We start from the raw sequence: 20,715 nt of genomic DNA on the forward strand, positions 1-20,715 counted from the left end.
ATGGCAATTTCGATCCGTCTGTCGCGTGGTGGTGCCAAGAAGCGTCCGTATTACCGCATCGTGGTGGCTGACGTCCGCTCTCCGCGCGACGGCAAGTATCTGGAGCAGATCGGCACCTACAACCCGCTGCTGCCCAAGGATTCGGCCGATCGCATGAAGATCAACGAGGATCGCGCGCGTTACTGGCTTGGCGTCGGCGCGCAGCCGACCGACCGTGTGGCCCGGTTCCTGGACCAGGCCGGCGTGAAGGAGCGTGCGGCGCGCAACAACCCGAACAAGGCCGAGCCGGGCGAAAAGGCCAAGGAGCGCGCCGAGGAGCGGGCCACCAAGGCTGCCGAGGCTGCCGAGGCTGAAGCTGCCGCCAAGGCTGCGCCGGCCGAAGAGGCCAGCTCGCAGGAGCCGGCCGAGGGCAGCGAAACCCCGGCCACCGGCGACGACGCCGCCGTGGGTGCCAGCACCGACGCACCGGCCGAAGGCTGACGGCGAGTGCCCCTCCCGCCGGCGGGAGGGGCATCTGCCCCGGGCATTCTGGCATGAGCGACAAGCCCATCGTCCTCGCCGTGATCACCGGCGCGCATGGCGTGACCGGGGATGTGCGGCTGAAGCTGTTCGGCGACGGTTTCGCCTCGCTGAAGGCGCACAAGGCCTTCAACGATGGCGCGCTGACCGTCACCACCCTGCGCGATGACGGCAAGGGCGGCGCGGTTGCGCGCTTCGCCGAGGTGGCCGGTCGCAACGCCGCTGAGGCGTTGCGCGGCACGCTGCTGAACGTACCGCGCGAATACCTGCCGCCGCTGGCGGAGGGTGAGTACTACCATGCCGATCTGATCGGGCTGGCAGTGGTGTCCGGAGACGGTGCGCCGCTCGGCACGGTGGTGGCGGTCGAGAATTACGGGGCGGGCGACATCCTCGAGGTGGAGCGCCTGGAGGGCAAGACCTTCATGGTGCCGATGCGCCCCGAGGCGGTGCCCGAGTGGAACGCCGAGCGGGTGGTTATCGACCCCTTGTTCGCCGAATAGCCTGTACGCCTGCATATACAGGATGGCGGCATGGCCGGACGGTGCACGACCCGACGCTTCAGGTCAGGCGGCGCCGTGGCGATCCGGGCGCATCTACCTCCTGACCAGTCGATCTGACATGGCGTTGCAGCACGTGCAAAAGCGGCAGAGTGGCGGTAGGCTTACTTCGATGTCTCCGGCGCGCTGATAGAGAACTGGACCCTGTGACTTTCGCCGCCACCATCATCACGCTGTATCCGGACATGTTCCCCGGTCCGCTCGGCCTTTCGCTGGCCGGTCGCGCACTAACCGAGGGAAGCTGGTCGTGCGAGGCGGTGCAGTTGCGGGACTATGCGGTGGACAAGCATCGCACCGTCGATGACACGCCGGCTGGCGGCGGTGCCGGCATGGTGCTGAAGGCGGACATCCTCGCGGGCGCAGTGGATGATGTGCGCGAACGGCGGCCGGACTGCCCTGTGCTGGCGATGACGCCGCGGGGAAAGCCGATCACGCAGGCACGCATCCGCGAACTGGCCGAAGGAGCGGGGGTGACCATCCTGTGCGGCCGGTTCGAGGGGTTCGACGAGCGGATCTTCGAGGCGCGGCAGGTGGAGGAGGTGTCGCTGTCAGACATCGTGCTGTCCGGCGGCGAGGCGGCGGCGATCGCCATTCTGGATGCTTGCATTCGCCTTTTGCCCGGCGTAATGGGCGCGGCTTCCAGCGGGGCCGAGGAATCCTTCGAAGAAGGGCTGCTTGAGTACCCGCATTATACCCGACCATCGACATGGGAAGGACGCACGATCCCCGAAGTGCTGCGATCGGGGGATCATGCGAAGATTGCGGCGTGGCGCAAGGCCCGCAGCGAGGAAGACACACGGTTACGCAGGCCGGACCTTTGGGAACGTCATGGTGGCGTTCGGGGCCAGCCTGCCTCTGGCGCGCGGCATGATTGATGAGGAATACGGACCATGGGTCTGATTCAGGAACTAGAAGCCGAAGCCATTGCCCAGCTGAGCGAAGGCAAGGACATCCCCGAATTTCGCCCCGGCGACACGCTGCGCGTGGGCGTGCGCGTTGTGGAAGGTGAGCGTACCCGCGTGCAGAACTACGAAGGCGTGTGCATCGCGCGTTCGAACCGCGCGATGGGCAGTAACTTCACCGTGCGCAAGATCAGCTTCGGCGAAGGCGTGGAGCGTGTGTTCCCGCTCTACTCGCCGAACATCGACAGCATCACCGTGGTCCGCCGCGGCGTGGTGCGTCGCGCCAAGCTGTATTACCTGCGTGGCCGCACCGGCAAGCGCGCCCGTATCGCCGAGCGCAAGGTCAACCCGTAAGGCTGACCTGCCCTTCGAAGGGTTCAGGAAAAGGGTCCGGTCACCGTCGGGTGGCCGGGCCCTTTTTCGTGGCCCTTTCCCTGCACCGCTTTCATGCGTAACCATGCTCGCCGCCCACCACCGGAACGAGAGAATGCCACCATATGCGTACCCTGATTGCCGCAATGCTGCTTGCCTCCACTGTCGCCGCGCCTGTGCTGGCGCAGGAGGCGCCCGTGACTGACGTGGCGCAGCAAGACGCGGCGCTCACGCTGGAGCGGGTATTCGGCAGCCCCAGCCTGAACGGGCCAGCGCCGCGCGGGGCACAGATATCACCGGATGGCCGGTATCTCACGCTGCTGCGCAACCGGGAGGATGACCGGGAGCGGTATGATCTGTGGGGCTACGACCGCGAGACCCGCGAATGGCGCATGCTGGTCGACAGCGAGGCGCTGGGCAGCGGGCGCGCCTTGTCCGAAGCGGAGAAGATGCAGCGGGAGCGGCTGCGGATCGGCAGTCTGAAAGGCATCGTCGACTATCAGTGGGCGGCGGACGGGCAGGCGCTGCTGGTGCCGCTGGAAGGGGACCTGTATCTCGCGCGCCTGGACGGCTCGGTGCAGCGGCTGACCGATACAGAAGAGAGCGAGCTGAACCCGACTCTGAGCCAGACGGGCGCATGGGTCTCTTTCGTACGCGACCGGCAGTTGTGGACCGGACGGCTAGGGCAGCAGCCGGCGCCGGTGACGCCGGAAGAGGCCAGCGAACTGGTGACCTGGGGCGAGGCCGAGTTCGTGGCGCAGGAGGAGATGGACCGGCACACCGGCTTCTGGTGGTCGCCCGATGATGCCCGCATTGCTGTGGCGCGGGTCGACGAAAGCCCGGTGGGCGTGGTCACCCGCGCGGCGATCGGTGCGACCGGCACGCGCGTCTATGACCAGCGCTACCCCGCAGCGGGCACGCCCAATGCCGATGTGCGCCTGTTCGTGATGAACCCGGATGGAGCCGCGCAGGTCGAGGTCGATCTGGGTGCGGACAAGGACATCTACGTCGCACGGGTCGACTGGGCGCCCGATGGCCAGGCGCTGTATGTGCAGCGGCAGGACCGGTTGCAGACGAAGATCGACATGCTGAAGGTCGATCCGGCCACCGGCGCCAGCGAGGTGCTGTTCACTGAGCGGGCGGCCGAGGGGCACTGGATCAACCTGACCAACAACTACCGCTTCATGAAGGATGGCAGCCTGATCTGGTGGTCGGAGCGGGACGGGTTCGGGCATCTCTACCGCTTCGCCGGTGGCAGCTGGACCCAGCTGACCGATGGCGAGTGGATGGTGACCCGGCTGGTCGGTGTGGACGAGGATGGCGGTCGGGTGTTCTTCTCCGCCACCAAGGACAACGTGCTGGCGCAGCAGACCTATGTGCTCGACCTGGTGAACCCGTCGGCGCAGACGTTGCTGACCGACAAGGCATTCAGCAATGCGGTGCAGATGGACGGCGCGGCGCGCAGCCTGCTGGTCAGCCGGTCGAATGACACGCAGCCGACGCAGGTCTATCTGGCGGACACGACCGGCGAACGGTTGGCATGGATCGAGGAGAACCGCCTAGATGCCAGTCATCCGTATGCACCGTTCCTGGCGAGCCACCGCTCGGCCACCTACGGCACCGTACCGGCGGAGGACGGTACGCCGCTGCACTGGATGATGATCACGCCGGAACTGGCAGCGGGCAAGACCTATCCCGTGTTCTTCCAGCATTATGGCGGCCCCGGTCCGCAGGGTGTGACGCGCGGCTGGAAGGGTGCGCTGGCGCAGGCGATCGTGGATCGCGGCTACATCTATTTCGAACTCGACAATCGCGGCAGCGCCAACCGGGGCGTCGCGTTCGAGAAGCCGATCTACCGTGCAATGGGCACCGTGGAGGTGGCCGACCAGAAGGCGGGCGCCGAATACCTCAAGACGCTCGACTTCGTGAACGACGACAAGATCAGCACCTATGGCTGGTCCTATGGCGGTTACATGACGCTGAAGCAGCTCGCGGCGGATCCGGGCCTGTATGCGGCCGGCATCTCCGGCGCGCCGGTTACCCGGTGGGAGCTGTACGACACGCACTATACCGAGCGCTTCATGGGTTTGCCGAGCACCGATGGCGCGGCTTACGAGCGGTCGGCGGCGATCGAGGGTGCGCTGGGCATCACCGACCCCATGTTGCTGATCCACGGCATGGCGGACGACAATGTGGTGTTCGAGAATGCGTCCGAACTGATTGCCCGGATGCAGGGCGAGGCTGTGCCCTTCGAGATGATGCTGTATCCCGGCTTCACCCACCGCGTGGGCGGCCCCAAGGTCAGCGTGCATGTCTGGACTTCGATCTTCAATTTCCTCGATCGCAACGGGGCAGGGCCGGAGGTGTCTGGTCCGGCAACAGAATAGCGCTGCTTGGGGCAGGGCGCGGGCAATTTGTTTGCGCAGGCGCCTCGATCCGCTATCGCGCGCGGCTGTCGAACTGAGGAGTAGGTGATGGGTTACCGGGTGGCGGTCGTGGGTGCGACGGGCAATGTGGGACGCGAGATGCTCGCGATCCTGGCCGAGCGCGAATTCCCGATGGACGAGGTGGCCGCGGTCGCCTCTTCCCGCTCGATCGGCATGGAAATCGAGATCGGCGACTCCGGTCGCAAGGTGAAGTGCAAGAGCCTTGAGCATTTCGACTTTGCCGGGTGGGACATTGCCCTGTTTGCTGCTGGTAGCGGCCCCACCAAGGAATATGCCCCCAAGGCTGCGGCGGCCGGCTGTGTCGTGATCGACAATTCCAGCCTGTACCGCATGGATCCGGACGTGCCGCTGATCGTGCCGGAGGTGAACCCCGACGCGATCGATGGCTATACCGCGCGCAACATCATCGCCAATCCCAATTGTTCCACCGCGCAGATGGTGGTGGCGCTTAAGCCGCTGCATGATGCCGCCGGGATCAAGCGGGTGGTGGTCAGCACCTACCAGTCGGTCTCCGGCGCCGGCAAGGCTGGCATGGACGAACTGTTCGAGCAGAGCCGCGCCATCTTCGTCGGCGACCCGGTGGCGCCGGCGAAGTTCACCAAGCAGATCGCGTTCAACGTGATCCCGCACATCGACAGCTTCCTGGACGACGGTTCGACCAAGGAAGAGTGGAAGATGGTTGTCGAGACCAAGAAGATCATGGACCCGAAGATCAAGGTCAACGCCACATGCGTGCGCGTGCCGGTGTTCGTAGGGCACTCGGAATCGATCAACATCGAGTTCGAGCGTGAGATCAGCGCCGAGCAAGCACAGGACATCCTGCGTGAGGCGCCCGGCATCATGCTGGTCGACAAGCGTGAGGACGGCGGATACGTCACCCCGGTCGAGGCCGCCGGCGATGGCGCGACTTATGTCAGCCGCGTGCGGGAGGATCCCACGGTCGAGTTCGGCCTGAGCCTGTGGTGCGTCAGCGACAATCTGCGCAAGGGTGCAGCGCTGAATGCGGTACAGATCGCCGAACTGCTGGGTCGGCGTCACCTGAAGAAGGGCTGATCGTCTGGATGCGCATCGTGCGGAGCGCCGCCGCGATTGCCGCGGCGTTCCTGCCGTGCGCGTGCGATGACCCGCCGGCACCGGCGGCGCCACGCGCGTTGATCCTGGACGCGCAGGGCGTGGTGTTCGCCGGTGATGACGGATCCTACGATCGGCTCCCTTTCGGCAGTGCTCGTGCCACGGTCGAGGCGATGGGCGCTGCGGCCTATGGCGACGGTGTCGCGCGCCGCGCTGCCAGCGATGCGTGCACTGCGGGGGCGATGGCCTTCACCAGCTATGGCCCTATCCAGCTTGGCTTCCAGCATGACCGGCTGGTGGGCTGGACCATGCGGGGCGGGGCGGACGTTGCGGCGGAGGGCGGTATCGCACCCGGCATTACCCGGGCGCGGTTGCAGCGGCTGACCGGCTTGCGCATGGTGCCGGAGCCTGCGTTGCGGGGCGAGTTCGCCTACCGCACACCGGCGGGCGAGATCCGCGGTGTGCTGGCGGGTAGCGGGCCGGAGGCGCCGGTCGAGGCGCTGTTTGCAGGCATCACCTGCACTGGTCGATGACGCACCGGCCGCCAGTCCAGCCCGTTCTCAAAATGGGACAAGCGGCATCGTAACGCTTCTTTTGGGGAACTACATCCTCCCTCGCTGTTCCTGTATGCTCGGCGTCGGAGGTAGAAGAATGAAGCGGTTGAGCGGTGGGTGTCAGTGCGGGCGGGTGCGCTACACTGCCGAAGTCGAGCCTGGCGAGGCTTATGCCTGTCATTGCGGCATGTGCCGCAAAGCCACGGGCGGCGCCTGGGGCGCTTACATCAACGTGACGATGGACAGCATCAAGTGGCAGGGGAAGCCTGACTGGCACCAGTCCTCCGCCATCGCGCATCGCGCCTTCTGCAGCCATTGCGGTACTCCGTTGGGCTTCGCCTATCTGGAAGACATGACTCATGTCGACCTGACCATCGGCAGCTTCGACGAACCGGAGCACTTCCGGCCCGTTCGCAATCTGTCCGTAGAGGGCATGCTGCCGGCCTGGACCGACGTGTCGCACCTGCCAGGCCAACGTACCGAGGAGAACCCCGATGTCGTGCGCCGCTGGCGTGAAGCCGGCGTGGAGCCGGCACGCTGAGGGATCGATCGGGCATGGCAGGGCCGCGCCTCTTCTGACATCGACGGTCATCAGGCAGCGCACGGCATGATGCCGGCGCCCGGCCCGACCGTGAGATCGGGCGCGGCGCTTGTCATGTCGGATGCGAGGCGCCATGCCGCCAGCGACCGTGCCGGGCGCGAAGGCGCGGCACCATGCTGGAGGACGAGATCGTGAGCCTGCGCACGCAGATGGTGGAAGGTCACGCCGGCACCCGGCTGGCGGTGCATCGGCTGGGACCGGAAGATGGTGGGGGGCGGCCGGTGCTGCTGCTGCATGGCCTGTTCTCCAATGCGCATACCAACTGGATCAAGTTTGGCCATGCGCAGAAGCTGGCCGACGCCGGGTTCGAGGCGATCATGCCCGACCTGCGCGCCCATGGGCAGAGCGAGGCACCAACCGATGCAGCGGCTTACCCGGCCGGCGTCCTGCTGCGCGACGTGACCTTGCTGGTGCAGGCGCTGCAGCTGGACGATTTCGACCTTGTAGGCTTTTCCCTCGGGGCACGCACCAGCGCAGGCGCGGTCATCGCCGGCTTGCGACCGCGACGGCTGGTGCTGGCCGGCATGGGGCTGAGCGGGCTGACCGGGTGGGACCGGCGGGCGGACTTCTTCATCGATGCGATCGACCGGTTCGATGATGTGGTGCGCGGCGATCCGGCCTGGTTGGCGGTACAGTTCATGCGGACGATGGGCGTCAACCGGGCGGCGGCCCGCCTGCTGCTGGGCAGCGTGGGGGACATCGAGCCGGCGGAACTGGCCGCCATCGCCGCGCCGACGCTGGTGGTGTGCGGCAGCGAGGACCGTGACAACGGCTCTCCCGAGGAACTCGTCGCGGCGTTGCCTGATGGGCGCGAGGCCGAGGTGCCAGGCACCCATATGAGCAGCGTGACCTTTGCTGCATTGGGGCAGGCGATCGTGGACTTTCTTGCGCGATGACGCCGGCCGCGCGGGTCGCTGCCGCGATCGAGGTGCTGGATGCGGTAATCGCCGCCGCGCAGGCGCAGGGCGCCCCGGCCGACCGTCTGCTGGGCGACTGGCTTCGCCAGCGGCGCTTTGCCGGATCCAAGGATCGGCGGGCCATCCGCGAGCTGGTCTATGGCGCGATCCGCGCATGCGGGCCGGTGCCGGCCAGCGGGCGCGCCGCGATGCTGCGGCTGGCGCAGGTGCAGCCGGAACTGGCCGCTCTGTTCGACGGATCGACCTACGGGCCTGCACCGGTCACGGCAGGCGAGCCGGTGGCGCAAGGTGGCGTGGCGCCGGACTGGCTGGCAACGCGGCTGGCAGGGTCCGGCATCGACGGCGCGGAAGCCGCATCCCTGCTGGAGCGGGCGCCGCTGGATGTGCGGGTCAATCTGCTGAAGGTGGATCGCGCCGCGCTGGAGTTGCCGCAACCGGGCGAGCCGCTGGCGGCACAGCAGGGCCTGCGCTTTCCCGCCGGCACCCCGGTGGAGCAGTGGGACGCCTATGCAGATGGGCTGATCGAGGTGCAGGATGGCGGCAGCCAGCTGGTGTGCGAGGCGGTGGCGGCGCAAGGCGGCGAGACCGTGGTTGACCTGTGCGCCGGGGCTGGCGGCAAGACGCTGGCACTCGCGGCATCCATGGGCAATGCCGGCACGTTGGTGGCGGCCGATACCGACCGTGCGCGTCTGTCGCGGCTGGCCCCGCGGGCCGGGCGGGCCGGGGTCCGGGTGGACCATACAGTGCTGCTGAACCCGGGAAAGGAACTGGTGGCGCTGGAGCAATGGATCGGCCGGGCCGATGCGGTGCTGGTGGATGCACCTTGCTCGGGCACGGGGACCTGGCGCCGCAATCCGGAAGCACGCTGGCGGCTGAGCCCGGCGGAGCTGGATCGTCTGGTGGCGCTGCAGGCGCGACTGCTGGAGGTGGCGGCGGAGCTGGTGAAGCCGGGCGGGCGGCTGGTCTATGTCACCTGCTCCCTGCTCGATGCGGAGGGGGCCGACCAGGCAGTCCGGTTCCTGGCTGGACGGCCGGACTGGTCCGAGCAGGCGATCGACCTGCCCCGCGGGACAAAGCGGGGTGCGGGCTTGCGACTGACCCCGCATGTTGATGGAACGGACGGTTTTTTCGTCGCGTGCCTCGGAAAGAGATGGTAGTTTGATTATTCCATGGCTGTCAGCCGCCTCAAACGTCGATCCGCGCTCCAGGAGTTCGTGATGCGCTTCACCCCCGCCGCCCTCGCCTTGTCGCTGCTGGTGGCGGTGAGCGCCAGCGTGGGCCATGGCGCCACGCACGATCCCGACCCGCGTGCCGCGGCGCTGGTAGCGCAGGGCCGCAGCGCCGCCGATGCCGGCGACCTGCAGGCTGCAATCGATGCCTATGAATCCGCGCTGGTGATCGATCCGGCCTTCACCGGCGTCTATCTGCACCTGGCCGACGCCGCCCGCCAGCAGGGTCTGCAGGGCAAGGCGATCCACTATTACCGAGAGGCGCTGCAGCGCGAGCCCGGCAATCTGGCAGCCATCAGCGGCGAAGGCGCCGCGATGGTGGAGAAGGGGGCAGTGACCAAGGCCGAACGCAACCTGGCGCAGCTGCAGTCCCTGTGCGGCGGCGCTTGCGCTGAGGCGGAGCTACTGGCCGCTGCAATTGCGCAAGGCCCGCCGGTCCAGACCGCCGAAGCGGCACTGCCCGACGGCGACGGGGTGGCGCAGAACTGAAGAATTACAGAAGGTTGCGGAAGCCTTCTACCACCGTGCAGTAGATCTCGCGCTTGAACGGTACGATCAGTTCCGGCAGCAGATCGGGCTCGACCCACTTCCATGCGCTGAATTCGGGATGTTTGTACGCCTCCAGGTCGATGTCACTGTCGCTGCCGGTGAAGCGCACCAGGTACCACATCTGCCGCTGGCCGACATAGCGCCCGCCCCACAGCTTCCCCTGCAAGTCCGCTGGCAGGTCGTAGAACAGTTCATCCGGCAGCCGACCAAGGGTCTCGAGGTGTTCGGGCGTGGCGCCGGTCTCCTCCGCCAGTTCGCGCAGCATGGCCGTGTCGAGGTCCTCGCCCGGATCGACGCCGCCCTGCGGCATCTGCCAGCGATCGCCTTCCTTGTTGTCGATCCGCTGCCCAACGAAGGCATGGCCTTCCGTGTTCACCAGCATGACGCCCACGCAGGGGCGGTACTTCGCGCGATCTGTCTCGTTCATGTTGCAGAGGTAGGCGAACCTAGAGGCGAATGCCAGATTGTCGCTTTGCGTGGCCGGCGCGATCTGTGGCAAGCAGCGCCATGGACAATCTGACGCATAGCATGGTGGGGGCGCTGATCGGGCAGGCCGGACTGAAGCGGCGTACCGGCCTGGCCATGCCAGCTCTGATCATCGGCGCCAACATTCCAGACGTGGATGCTACCTGCGTGCTGCTGGGCGAGATGCAGCATCTGGCCCTGCGGCGGGGGCTGACGCACGGCCCGCTGGCCATGCTGGTGCTGCCGCTGCTGCTGGCAGTCGGACTGTGGTGGTTCGACCGGTGGCAGGCACGACGCGGCACGCGGCCCGCGGCACGACTGCCGGTGAGGTTCGGGTGGCTGTGGATGCTGTCGCTGATCGCCTGCCTGAGCCATCCGGCCTTCGACTGGTTGAACTCCTATGGCGTGCGGCTGCTGGAGCCCTTTGATCAGCGGTGGTTCCATGGTGACATCCTGTTCATCATCGACCTGTGGCTATGGCTGGGGATGGGCAGTGCCATCTGGTGGTCATTGCGGCGGGAGCGGCGCGGCGCGAACTGGCAGCGACCTGCCCGGGTCGCGATCGCGGCAACGCTGGCCTATGTCGGGCTGAATGCCGGTATCACCTGGGCCAACGAACGACATGCTAAGCTGAGCGCGCCTTATCCGCTGGTCGCCGTTGCAAACGAGGTGCCGGTGGCGTTCTGGCGTCGGGAGATGATCATCGGCGCTGGCGATGGCAGGTGGCTGGTAGCGGGGCAGCCGGTCGGAGTGATGCCGCTGGGCCGCTGTGACCTTGCCGCCGCCCGCCGGCATGACCGGGCGGTGGATGCCTTCCTGTTCTGGTCGCGCGCGCCAGTGATCCTGCGGGACGGGGATGTCCTGCTGCTGGGCGATGCGCGGTTTGCCGCAGGGATGTCACGCGATCGGTTCAGCGTGCCGCTACCTGCCGGCACATGCCGGGGAACAGGGTAGCGTTCGGCGCCGTTCGTGGCCCCATGAACCGACCTCATATCGTCTGGCTGCGGCGCGATCTCCGGCTGGCGGACCAGCCAGCCTTGTTTGCCGCGGCCGAGACCGGACCGGTGATCCCGGTCTATGTGCTGGACGACGCGCGCGCGGGCGAGCACCGGCTGGGCGGCGCATCACGCTGGTGGCTGCATCATTCGCTGGACGCGCTAGGCCGGGCGCTGGCGGAACGCGGCAGCGCACTGGTGTTGCGCCGCGGCGACAGCGTCGAGGAACTCTGTCGGCTGGTGGAGGAGACAGGCGCGGTCGGGGTGCATGCGCTGCGTCATTACGAGCCGTGGTGGCGCGAGGCTGAGGTCCAGCTGGCGCAGCGGGTCGAGTTGCAGCTGCATGACGGCAATTACCTGATGCCGCCGGGCAGCGTGCGTACAGGCGGCGGGCAGACCTACCGCATCTACACGCCCTTCGGTCGGGCGCTGCGACGGGAGTTGCCCGAACAGGCGCCGTTGCCGGTGCCGGCCTTGTCAGCCCCGGACACTTGGCCGCGATCCGACCGGCTGGAAGAATGGAACCTGTTGCCGACCAAACCTGACTGGTCCGCCGGCTTCGCCGCCGACTGGGTGCCGGGCGAGGCGGCGGCACATGAGCAACTGGCACGCTTCGTCGACCATGCCGACCTCTACCACGAGGAGCGCAATCTGCCCTCCATCGAGGGATCCAGCCGGCTCTCCCCACGCCTGCAATGGGGCGAGCTGTCACCAGCGCAGATCTGGCACACGCTGGACGGGCAGGCGGGCGAGGGCGCGGACACGTTCCGCAGCGAGCTGGTCTGGCGGGACTTCGCGCAGAACATCATCCTGACCTTCCCCGAATACCAGACGCAGAACTACCGGCAGGCGTTCGAGCGGTTTCCGTGGCGGCATGACGAGGGCGAGATCCGCGCATGGCAGGAGGGCCGCACCGGCTACCCGATCGTCGATGCAGGCATGCGCCAGCTATGGCAGAGCGGGTGGCTGCACAATCGCGTGCGGATGATCGTGGCCAGCTTCCTGATCAAGCATCTGCTGATCGATTGGCGGGTGGGTGAACGCTGGTTCTGGGACACGCTGGTCGATGCGGATTGCGGCAACAATTCGGTGAACTGGCAATGGGTCAGCGGTACTGGCGTGGACACACAGCTGTTCACCCGCGTGATGGCGCCGCTGACGCAATCGGATAAGTTCGACGCCGGAGACTATATCCGCCGGTGGGTGCCGGAGCTGGCGAAGGTGCCGGACCGGCTTGTACACGATCCACCGGAGGGCACATATCTGCCGAAGATCGTCGGCCATCGCGAGGGACGGGAACGCGCCCTGGCGGCCTATCGCAGCCTGCGAGACGATCAGGCCAGTTGATCGCCAGAGTGGATTTCCCCTATCCATCCCTTCTGTTCATAGCCGCTGTGAGCAGTCCGGGGCTGACGTTCGCTAACCAGGCGGAGCGGTCCACGGTGCCAGCTTCAGACGTCATCGTAGTTACAGGGCGCCGACTTGATGACGTGAAGATCGACTATCGGCTCGCACGTGGCCGGCTGTCTTACTGCGGTGGACGGGATGCCAGGCAGGACGAGGACGACGTAGAGGCCGTCTGCCGCTTGGTTCAGGAATGTGTGACAAGCGGTCTTCGCAGGCGCGGGGAGCTTGATGCCTGTGTGAACCTGAAGATCGCTCAGCAAACAGTAAGCGCTCGTGAACAGGCCCAGGCTCCGGCGAACCGGTTCCTTCAGCCATCGACACGCTCGCGATGATGGTTCGGGAAGTCCTCCGCAAGCAACGCCACGATGCGGTCCGCGACAGCTTCCGGCGGCTTGACGCCTTGCGGGTCCTCGCCAGGAAACGCGCGGGCGCGCATGGTGGTGCGGGTTGCCCCCGGATCGAGTATGGCGACGCGCGTGCCGGAGATCCGCTCGACCTCCTGCCCGTACGTGTCCACCAGCACCTCCAGCGCGGCCTTGCTGGCGGCATAAGCACCCCAATAAGCGCGCGGTGCGGTGGCGACGGAACTGGTGAGAGCGATCACCCGGCCTGACGGGCTGCGGCGGAGCAGCGGGTCGAAGGCGGCGAGCAAGGCCTGGGGTGCCAGCAGATTGATGGTCAGCGCCTGGTTGAACGCCTTGCTCTCGATCTGCGCCACTGGCCCAAGCTGCGGCAGCATCGCGGCATTGAGCACAAGGATGTCGAGCCGGTCCCAGCGTTCGGCCACCGCGCCGGCCAGCCGGGCGATGGAGTCGCCTTCTGTCAGGTCAAACGGCGCGATGGTAGCGGTGCCCCCAGCCTGGTGGATGGCATCTTCCACCGCCTCAAGGTCAGACGCCGAGCGCCCGCTCAGCAGGACGTGCGCCCCCGCGGCGGCCAGCGCCTGGGCAGTGGCCGCGCCGATGCCGCGGCTGGAGCCGGTGACATAGGCAATCCGCCCGGCAAGGGGGCCGTCGTGCAGTTCATCCGCCATCACGCGACCTTGTTGACGGGGAAGGGCAGCTGATTGTCCAGGCGGCGCCGGTCCGTCAGATCGGTCAGGGCTGTCGGATAGTCGCCGGTGAAGCAGGCGTCGCAATATTGCGGACAGGCATCGTTGCGCCCTTTCAACCCGACCGCGCGATACAGGCCATCGATGGAAACAAATGCGAGGCTGTCCGCCTGGATGAATTCGCACATCGCAGCCACGTCCATCCGGCCAGCTAGCAGCTTGGAGCGTTCGGGCGTGTCGACACCGTAATAGCAGCCATGGCCCGTGGGCGGGCTGGCGACACGGAAGTGCACCTCCTTGGCCCCGGCATCACGCATCATCTGCACGATCTTCAGGCTGGTGGTGCCGCGCACGATGGAATCGTCGATCAGGACGATGCTCTTGCCTTCCACCAGCTTGCGATTGGCATTGTGCTTGCGCTTCACCGATGCGTGGCGGACGCTATCCGAAGGCTGGATGAAGGTACGCCCGACATAGTGGGAGCGGATGATGCCGAGCTCGAACGGAATGCCCGACTCCTGCGAATAGCCGATCGCCGCCGGTACGCCGCTATCAGGCACAGGTACGACGATGTCGGCCTCCACCCGGGACTCCCGCGCCAGTTCGATCCCGATCGCCTTGCGGGATTCGTAGACGGAGCGGTCGTCTAGGATCGAATCGGGCCGGCTGAAATAGACATGCTCGAAGATGCAGGGGCGGGCGTCAGGCTTGCCGAACGGGCGGTGGCTGCGGCGGGTGCCGTCGAAATCGACCTCCACGAACTCGCCCGGCTCGATCTGGCGCTCGAACTCGGCGCCGACGACATCGAGCGCGACCGTCTCGCTGGCGAACACGGTGGCGTCCCCCAGCCGGCCCATCACCAACGGGCGGATACCCAGCGGATCGCGACAGGCGGCCATGCCACGCGGCGTCATCACGATCAGCGCATAGGCACCCTCGACCAGCCGCAGCGCATCGACCAGCTTGTCCAGCATGGTAGGGTAGCGGCTGGTGGCGACCAGGTGGATGATCACCTCCGTGTCGCTGGTGGACTGGAAGATGGCGCCCTTCTGCACCAGTTCCTGCCGCAGGTGTCGCGCATTCGAGATGTTGCCATTGTGCGCCACGGCGAAGCCGCCGCTGGCGAGATCGGCGAATAGCGGTTGCACGTTGCGCAGCCCGGCGCCGCCGGTGGTGGAGTAGCGCACATGGCCGGCGGCCATGCTGCCCGGCAGTTCGGCGATCGACTCCCCGGTGGAGAAGTTCTCCGCCACATGGCCCAGCCCGCGGCGGGTGTAGAATTCCGCACCGTCGAAGCTGGTAATGCCGACCGCCTCCTGCCCGCGATGCTGCAGGGCGTGCAGACCTAGTGCACAGGCGGCGGCCGCCTCCGGCGCACCGATGACGCCAAAGACGCCGCATTCCTCGCGCAGCTTGTCGCCGTCCGCGTCCATGAAGGGATGGGTGAGGTTCATAGAACTCGCAACAGTGGTGTGGGACGCGCTGTTGCCAATGGCGCTGTTACGGCTGGATTACAAGGGTGATGCGGCAGAACCCGGCGCCGTGACCGGGTGGACGTGCCCTTTGTGCCGGCCGGGCCGAAGGCGCACAAACGAGAGGGCAGTGGCCTTCGCACGATCAATCGCGCTGCCCGGGCGCGGTGCTGGCCGGCACCAGGGCCGGCCAGACATCACGTTGTATCAGCAAAGCTCCACTGCGAGAGCCGTGGCCTCGCCGCCGCCGATGCACAGGGAGGCGACACCCTTGGTGCCGCCGCGGGCCTTCAGTGCCGCCAGCAGCGTCACGATGATCCGCGCCCCGCTGGCGCCGATCGGGTGACCCAGCGCAGTGCCGCCGCCGTTCACGTTCACCTTGTCATGCGGGATGCCGATGTCACGCATGGCGAACATCGGTACGCAGGCGAACGCCTCGTTGATCTCCCAAAGGTCGACCTCGTCCACCGACCAGCCGGCCTTGTCCAGCAGGGTACGGATGGCGCCGACCGGGGCGGTGGTAAAATCCTTGGGATCCTGCGCATGGGCAGCGGTGGCGACGATGCGGGCGATCGGCGTCTGGCCCCCGGCCGTGGCGACGCTTTCGCGCGTGACCACCAGAGCGGCCGCGCCGTCCGAGATGGAGGAGGACGTCGCGGCGGTAATGGTGCCTTCCTTGGCGAAGGCGGCCTTCAGCTGCGGGATCTTCTCGGGATTGGCCTTCCCCGGGGCCTCGTCCCGATCGACGATCACCTCGCCCTTGCGGGTCTTGAGCGTCACGGGAACCACTTCGTCGTCGAAGGTGCCGCTGTTGATCGCCTCGTTCGCGCGCGACAGGGAGGTGATGGAGAAATCGTCCATGTCCTTGCGCGTCAGCTGGTACTCGTTGGCGGTGCATTGCGCGAAGGCACCCATGGAGGCGCCTTCCTCGTAAGCGTCCTCCAGCCCGTCCAGGAACATGTGGTCATAAGCCTTGTCGTGGCCGATGCGCGCACCGCTGCGATGCTTCTTCAGCAAGTAGGGCGCATTGGTCATGCTCTCCATGCCGCCAGCCACGATCAGGTCCGCGCCCCCGGTGGCGAGTGCTTCGGCCGCCATGATAACGGTCTGCATGCCGCTGCCGCAGACCTTGTTGACGGTGGTCGCCTGCACCGACTGCGGCAGGCCGGCCTTCAGCGCGGCCTGGCGGGCGGGCGCCTGGCCCAGCCCGGCAGGCAGGACGCAGCCCATGTAAAGCCGGTCCACGGCGCTGCCGTCCACCCCGGCGCGCTCCACAGCGGCCTTCACCGCCGTGGCGCCCAGATCCGTGGCGGAAGCATCGGCCAGCGCACCCAGCATCCCGCCCATCGGCGTGCGGGCATAGGACAGGATCACGATGGGATCGGCTTGGTTGAACGTGGCCATGGCGGCAATCCTCTTGCGGGTTGATTTGCAGAGCATGCTAGGGACCGCGGGCGGGCTGTGCAACGGGCTTGGCAGCGCGCGCGACCCGATTTGCGCTAAGCATTCGCAACAAGGCCGCGGGTCTTGAACGTACTGCGGCGCGGGACTAGGTGCGACGCGACAATCCAACTTTTCCGGGCGATTCAGCCGGCTGCAACGCCGAATGCCATGCCCCAAGGACAGCAATGGTCGACCTGAGCCAATATCTCCCGATCCTGATCTTCTTGGTGATCGCGGTCGGCCTGTCGGCCGCCTTCGTGTTCCTGCCGATGGGCGTTGCCCGCCTGACCGGTACCCACAATCCGAGCGCCGAAAAGTTGAGCGAGTATGAGTGCGGCTTTCCTGCTTTCGAGGATCCGCGCAGCCAGTTCGACGTCCGCTTCTACCTGATCGCGATCCTGTTCATCGTGTTCGACCTTGAAGCGGCTTTCCTGTTTCCCTGGGCGGTCAGCCTGGATCTGACCGGCTGGCCGGGCTGGATCACCATGATGGTGTTCCTGTTCGAACTGGCCGTCGGCCTTGCCTATGCCTGGAAGAAGGGCGCGCTGGAGTGGGAGTGAACAACATGATTACCGACACCCAGGGCAAGCCCATCAGCCTGAACAGTGCGCTCGATCGACCGCTGGCCAATCCTGCGGGCAGCACCGTGCGCGGCGACGCGAACAATCCGGTGCTGCATCCGGAGATCCGCCGGCCGGACGAAGGTTTCTACAACGACCTGTCGAACGAGGTATCCGACAAGGGCTTCCTGGTTACCACCACCGAGGACCTGTTCCAGTGGGCGCGTACCGGCAGCCTGTGGTGGATGACCTTCGGCTTGGCCTGCTGCGCGGTGGAGATGATCCACGTCAACATGCCGCGTTACGACATGGAGCGGTTCGGCGTCGCGCCGCGTGCATCCCCGCGCCAGTCCGATGTGATGATCGTGGCCGGCACGCTGTGCAACAAGATGGCCCCGGCGCTGCGCAAGGTCTATGACCAGATGTCCGATCCGAAATATGTGATCAGCATGGGCAGCTGCGCCAATGGTGGTGGCTATTACCACTACAGCTACTCCGTGGTCCGCGGCTGTGACCGGATCGTGCCGGTGGACATCTATGTCCCGGGCTGCCCACCCACGGCCGAAGCCTTGCTGTACGGCGTGATGCAGTTGCAGCGGAAGATCCGCCGTGTGGGGACGATCGAGCGATGAGCATGGTTCTGCATCCTGCGCCGCGCTTCGTGACCGGCGCCGGCATGATGGAGGCACTGGCCACCTCCGTGGGTGTCAATCTGGTCCATGCTCAGGAAGAGCATGGTGAAATCTTGCTGACCGTTCACCGCGATGCGGTGGAAGACGTGCTGCGCCTGCTGCGGGACGAGCACGAGTTCCAGCAGCTGATGGAGATCGCCGGCGTCGATTTCCCGGGCCGGGCCGAGCGCTTCGAGGTCGTCTACATGCTGCTGTCTGTGACGCGGAACACCCGCGTGATGGTCAAGGTCATGACGGACGAGAACCATCCGGTCCCCACCGCCACCCGCCTGTGGCCCAATGCGGGCTGGCTGGAGCGGGAAGTGTTCGACATGTACGGCGTGCTGTTCGACGGCAACACGGATCTGCGCCGCATCCTGACTGATTATGGCTTCGAAGGGCATCCTTTCCGCAAGGACTTCCCGCTGACCGGCTATAGCGAGATGCGCTATTCCGAAGAGGACAAGCGCGTCATCTACGAACCGGTCAAGCTGTCGCAGGAGTTCCGCTCCTTCGAATTTGCCAGCCCGTGGGAAGGTGCCGATTACGTGCTGCCGGGTGACGAGAAGGCTGGTGGCCCACCGCCGGTGAACGAGGTCAAGGTGACGGAGAAGCGGGCCGAGACGGGCGCCGGCGACCCAGCCAACGTCAAGGCGGCGGAGCATGTGGCACGCGGCAGTGACAGCAGCACCGTGGCAGGGCAGGGTCAGGGTGAACCGGTTCCGGAAGAGACTGGTACCAAGGCACCTGGCGCGCCCGAGCCGACCGAGGATCGTCCCGATCGCGCTCCGCGTGACGAGGACGACGCAGCAGACACTCCGGGCGCGACGGACATCGCGACCGAAAGCGAAGGCAAGGACTGATGGCCGGCCTCATCCAGGAGACTTCCCCCACGTCGGGCGACGAGGTCGTCAGCAACTACACGATCAATTTCGGTCCGCAGCATCCCGCCGCACATGGCGTGCTGCGCCTGGTGATGGAACTGGATGGCGAGATCATCGAACGGATCGATCCGCATGTCGGTCTGCTGCATCGCGGCACCGAAAAGCTGATCGAGCACAAGACGTATCTGCAGGCGCTACCGTATTTCGACCGGCTCGATTATTGCAGTCCACTGTGCATGGAGCACTCCTATGTGCTTGCAATCGAGAAGCTGCTGAACCTCGAGGTTCCGCTGCGGGCGCAGTATCTGCGCGTTCTGTTCGCTGAACTGACGCGCATTTCCAACCACATGCTGAACCTGGGCAGCCATGTCATGGATGTGGGCGCGATGACGCCCAACCTGTGGCTGTTCGAGATCCGCGAAGATTGCATGAACTTCTTCGAGCGGGCGAGCGGCGCGCGGATGCATGCGGCATGGTACCGGCCGGGTGGCGTGCATCAGGACGTGCCGCTTAAGCTGCTGACCGACATCGGCGACTGGCTGGACAAGCGCATGCCGGAGCTGTTCGAGGATGCGATGAGCCTGGTGGTCGACAATCGCATCTTCAAGCAGCGGAACGTGGATATCGCCGTCGTCAGCAAGGAAGACGCGCTGCGCTGGGGCTTCTCCGGCCCGCTGATCCGCGCCGCCGGCATTCCATGGGACCTGCGCAAGAGCCAGCCTTACGATGTGTACGAACGGATGGATTTCGACATTCCAGTCGGCACCAATTCCGATTGCTACGACCGGTTCATGGTGCGGGTGGAGGAAGTCCGCCAGTCGATGCGCATCATGAAGCAGTGCCTGCGCGAAATGCCCGAAGGGCCGATTGCCAGCAGCGACCGCAAGGTGGCGCCGCCCAAGCGCGCCGACATGAAGCAGTCGATGGAAGCGCTGATCCACCACTTCAAGCTCTACACCGAAGGCTTTCATGTTCCGGCGGGCGAGGTCTATGTGGCGACCGAGAGCCCCAAGGGCGAGTTCGGCGTCTATCTGGTGAGCGACGGGGGCAACAAACCGTATCGTTGCAAGATCCGCCCGACAGCCTTCAGTCATCTGCAGGCAATGGATTTCATGGCCAGAGGGCACATGCTGCCTGACGCCACCGCCATCCTGGGGGCGATCGACGTCGTGTTCGGGGAGTGCGACCGGTGACGGCCCGTCCGACCACCTGGCTGTTCGTGGCCGTAGCGGCGGCGATCGCCGCGCTTGGCTTCGCAATCGGCCAGATCGGCGAGGGCGCTGGCTTCCCGGTCGTCCTGTTCCTCACTTTCCTCTGGATCACTTTCGCGCATCAGCGCTGGGGCAAGACTAATGGCTGAACGCGCACCGCACCCTGACACGCCCGAACTGCGCGCACGCTGGGGCAGCTTTGCCTGGACCAATGTGAATGCGGAGAAGGTGCGCGAGATCATCGGTCGGTACCCGGAAGGCCGCCAGCGCTCTGCGGTGATGCCGCTGCTCGACCTGGCGCAGCGTCAGGTCGGCCAGGAGACGAGCACGCAAGGCTGGCTACCGTTGCCGGTCATGGAATATGTCGCGGCGCAGCTCGACATGCCGATCATCCGCGTGCTGGAGGTCGCCACCTTCTACATGATGTACAACATTGCGCCGGTCGGCCGCTTCCACGTGCAGGTCTGCGGCACCACGCCATGCATGCTGCGTGGGTCGGACGACATCATGGATGCGTGCTATGCGCGCGGCATGAAGAAGGGCCATACGACAGCCGACGGCTTGTGGACGCTGAGTGAGGTGGAGTGCATGGGCAATTGCGCCAGCGCACCCATGGTACAGATCAACGACGCCAATTACGAGGACCTGACGCCCGCGCGGCTCGATGCCGTGCTGGACGCGCTTGCGCGGGGCGAGCAGCCGAAGGAAGGTACGCAGGATCCGGCGCGCCACACGGTGGAGCCGGTCGGCGCGCTGAGCAATCTCAATGCCATGGCCGACGGCAATCATGATTATCGCGGCGAATGGGCGACGGCACCGGCATGATGTGCCTAGGCCG

The 20,715-nt window shown here is 66.2% G+C and carries 23 protein-coding genes; 19 read left to right on the forward strand and 4 right to left on the reverse strand.

Going from position 1 to position 20,715, the window contains the following annotated elements; translation table 11 throughout:
* The 11 genes from rpsP (at position 1) to PK98_RS03810 (ending at position 9,658) form a co-directional block, all read left to right on the forward strand.
* Positions 1-480: a 30S ribosomal protein S16 gene (gene rpsP / locus PK98_RS03760; RefSeq protein WP_039094387.1), complete on the forward strand. Its 480-nt coding sequence runs from the start codon at positions 1-3 to the stop codon at positions 478-480.
* A gap of 53 nt (positions 481-533) precedes the next feature.
* A complete protein-coding gene (gene rimM, locus PK98_RS03765) occupies positions 534-1,019 on the forward strand; it encodes a ribosome maturation factor RimM (RefSeq protein ID WP_039094388.1) in 486 nt (161 codons plus the stop codon).
* 203 nt (positions 1,020-1,222) lie between these two features.
* Complete coding sequence (gene trmD, locus PK98_RS03770; protein WP_039094390.1) at positions 1,223-1,951, forward strand: tRNA (guanosine(37)-N1)-methyltransferase TrmD; 729 nt, start codon at positions 1,223-1,225, stop codon at positions 1,949-1,951.
* A 15-nt stretch (positions 1,952-1,966) separates the two neighbouring features.
* Positions 1,967-2,332, forward strand: coding sequence for a 50S ribosomal protein L19 (gene rplS, locus PK98_RS03775; protein WP_039094391.1), 366 nt, complete (start codon positions 1,967-1,969; stop codon positions 2,330-2,332).
* A 143-nt stretch (positions 2,333-2,475) separates the two neighbouring features.
* Positions 2,476-4,737 (forward strand): S9 family peptidase, encoded by a 2,262-nt coding sequence (locus tag PK98_RS03780; RefSeq protein WP_052207995.1) that lies wholly within the window; start codon positions 2,476-2,478, stop codon positions 4,735-4,737.
* 87 nt (positions 4,738-4,824) lie between these two features.
* Positions 4,825-5,850, forward strand: coding sequence for an aspartate-semialdehyde dehydrogenase (locus tag PK98_RS03785; protein WP_039094393.1), 1,026 nt, complete (start codon positions 4,825-4,827; stop codon positions 5,848-5,850).
* An 8-nt stretch (positions 5,851-5,858) separates the two neighbouring features.
* Complete coding sequence (locus PK98_RS03790; protein ID WP_039094395.1) at positions 5,859-6,401, forward strand: hypothetical protein; 543 nt, start codon at positions 5,859-5,861, stop codon at positions 6,399-6,401.
* Between the two features lie 118 nt (positions 6,402-6,519).
* Positions 6,520-6,963, forward strand: coding sequence for a GFA family protein (locus PK98_RS03795; RefSeq protein WP_039094397.1), 444 nt, complete (start codon positions 6,520-6,522; stop codon positions 6,961-6,963).
* A gap of 173 nt (positions 6,964-7,136) precedes the next feature.
* A complete protein-coding gene (locus PK98_RS03800; protein WP_039094399.1) occupies positions 7,137-7,919 on the forward strand; it encodes an alpha/beta fold hydrolase in 783 nt (260 codons plus the stop codon).
* The gene (locus PK98_RS03805) at positions 7,916-9,097 is read left to right on the forward strand and encodes an RsmB/NOP family class I SAM-dependent RNA methyltransferase (protein ID WP_039094401.1); all 1,182 of its coding nucleotides are present in this window, start codon (positions 7,916-7,918) and stop codon (positions 9,095-9,097) included. The genes PK98_RS03800 and PK98_RS03805 overlap by 4 nt, the downstream gene beginning before the upstream one ends.
* A 60-nt stretch (positions 9,098-9,157) precedes the next feature.
* On the forward strand, positions 9,158-9,658 hold the full coding sequence (locus PK98_RS03810) for a tetratricopeptide repeat protein (protein ID WP_081996143.1): 501 nt from the start codon (positions 9,158-9,160) through the stop codon (positions 9,656-9,658).
* 4 nt (positions 9,659-9,662) lie between these two features.
* On the opposite strand, the gene PK98_RS03815 is transcribed toward PK98_RS03810, so the two are convergent.
* Positions 9,663-10,145 (reverse strand): RNA pyrophosphohydrolase, encoded by a 483-nt coding sequence (locus PK98_RS03815; protein WP_039096205.1) that lies wholly within the window; start codon positions 10,143-10,145, stop codon positions 9,663-9,665.
* 80 nt (positions 10,146-10,225) lie between these two features.
* Here PK98_RS03815 and PK98_RS03820 point away from each other — a divergent pair, with 80 nt between their 5' ends.
* Positions 10,226-11,137 carry a metal-dependent hydrolase gene (locus tag PK98_RS03820; RefSeq protein ID WP_039094405.1) on the forward strand — a complete coding sequence of 304 codons (912 nt, stop codon included), beginning with the start codon at positions 10,226-10,228 and terminating at the stop codon, positions 11,135-11,137.
* 23 nt (positions 11,138-11,160) lie between these two features.
* Positions 11,161-12,525 carry a cryptochrome/photolyase family protein gene (locus tag PK98_RS03825; RefSeq protein ID WP_039094408.1) on the forward strand — a complete coding sequence of 455 codons (1,365 nt, stop codon included), beginning with the start codon at positions 11,161-11,163 and terminating at the stop codon, positions 12,523-12,525.
* Positions 12,526-12,892: 367 nt separating this feature from the next.
* Here the strand turns inward: PK98_RS03825 and PK98_RS03835 are convergent, their stop codons facing one another.
* The 3 genes from PK98_RS03835 to PK98_RS03845 all read right to left on the reverse strand — a co-directional run bounded on the left by PK98_RS03835 (position 12,893) and on the right by PK98_RS03845 (position 16,512).
* The gene (locus PK98_RS03835; RefSeq protein WP_039094412.1) at positions 12,893-13,618 is read right to left on the reverse strand and encodes an SDR family NAD(P)-dependent oxidoreductase; all 726 of its coding nucleotides are present in this window, start codon (positions 13,616-13,618) and stop codon (positions 12,893-12,895) included.
* Positions 13,618-15,090: an amidophosphoribosyltransferase gene (purF, locus tag PK98_RS03840; protein ID WP_039094414.1), complete on the reverse strand. Its 1,473-nt coding sequence runs from the start codon at positions 15,088-15,090 to the stop codon at positions 13,618-13,620. Before purF ends, PK98_RS03835 begins: the two co-directional genes overlap by 1 nt.
* Before the next feature lie 225 nt (positions 15,091-15,315).
* The gene (locus PK98_RS03845) at positions 15,316-16,512 is read right to left on the reverse strand and encodes a thiolase family protein (protein ID WP_039094416.1); all 1,197 of its coding nucleotides are present in this window, start codon (positions 16,510-16,512) and stop codon (positions 15,316-15,318) included.
* 224 nt (positions 16,513-16,736) lie between these two features.
* Here PK98_RS03845 and ndhC point away from each other — a divergent pair, with 224 nt between their 5' ends.
* The 6 genes from ndhC to PK98_RS03875 are packed head-to-tail and all read left to right on the forward strand — an operon-like array spanning position 16,737 to position 20,702.
* Positions 16,737-17,111 carry an NADH-quinone oxidoreductase subunit A gene (gene ndhC / locus PK98_RS03850; RefSeq protein ID WP_039094417.1) on the forward strand — a complete coding sequence of 125 codons (375 nt, stop codon included), beginning with the start codon at positions 16,737-16,739 and terminating at the stop codon, positions 17,109-17,111.
* Positions 17,108-17,743, forward strand: coding sequence for a NuoB/complex I 20 kDa subunit family protein (locus PK98_RS03855; RefSeq protein ID WP_235425390.1), 636 nt, complete (start codon positions 17,108-17,110; stop codon positions 17,741-17,743). Before ndhC ends, PK98_RS03855 begins: the two co-directional genes overlap by 4 nt.
* Entirely contained in the window at positions 17,740-18,645 is a 906-nt protein-coding gene (locus tag PK98_RS03860) for an NADH-quinone oxidoreductase subunit C (RefSeq protein ID WP_081996027.1), read from the forward strand. The genes PK98_RS03855 and PK98_RS03860 overlap by 4 nt, the downstream gene beginning before the upstream one ends.
* Complete coding sequence (locus PK98_RS03865; RefSeq protein ID WP_039094418.1) at positions 18,645-19,859, forward strand: NADH-quinone oxidoreductase subunit D; 1,215 nt, start codon at positions 18,645-18,647, stop codon at positions 19,857-19,859. Before PK98_RS03860 ends, PK98_RS03865 begins: the two co-directional genes overlap by 1 nt.
* On the forward strand, positions 19,856-20,026 hold the full coding sequence (locus PK98_RS16995; RefSeq protein ID WP_161792398.1) for a hypothetical protein: 171 nt from the start codon (positions 19,856-19,858) through the stop codon (positions 20,024-20,026). Before PK98_RS03865 ends, PK98_RS16995 begins: the two co-directional genes overlap by 4 nt.
* Entirely contained in the window at positions 20,019-20,702 is a 684-nt protein-coding gene (locus tag PK98_RS03875; RefSeq protein ID WP_039094421.1) for a complex I 24 kDa subunit family protein, read from the forward strand. Before PK98_RS16995 ends, PK98_RS03875 begins: the two co-directional genes overlap by 8 nt.
* Positions 20,703-20,715: the final 13 nt, after the last annotated feature.

It is taken from the genome of Croceibacterium mercuriale (assembly GCF_000802385.1).
Classification (GTDB): Bacteria; Pseudomonadota; Alphaproteobacteria; order Sphingomonadales; family Sphingomonadaceae; genus Croceibacterium; species Croceibacterium mercuriale.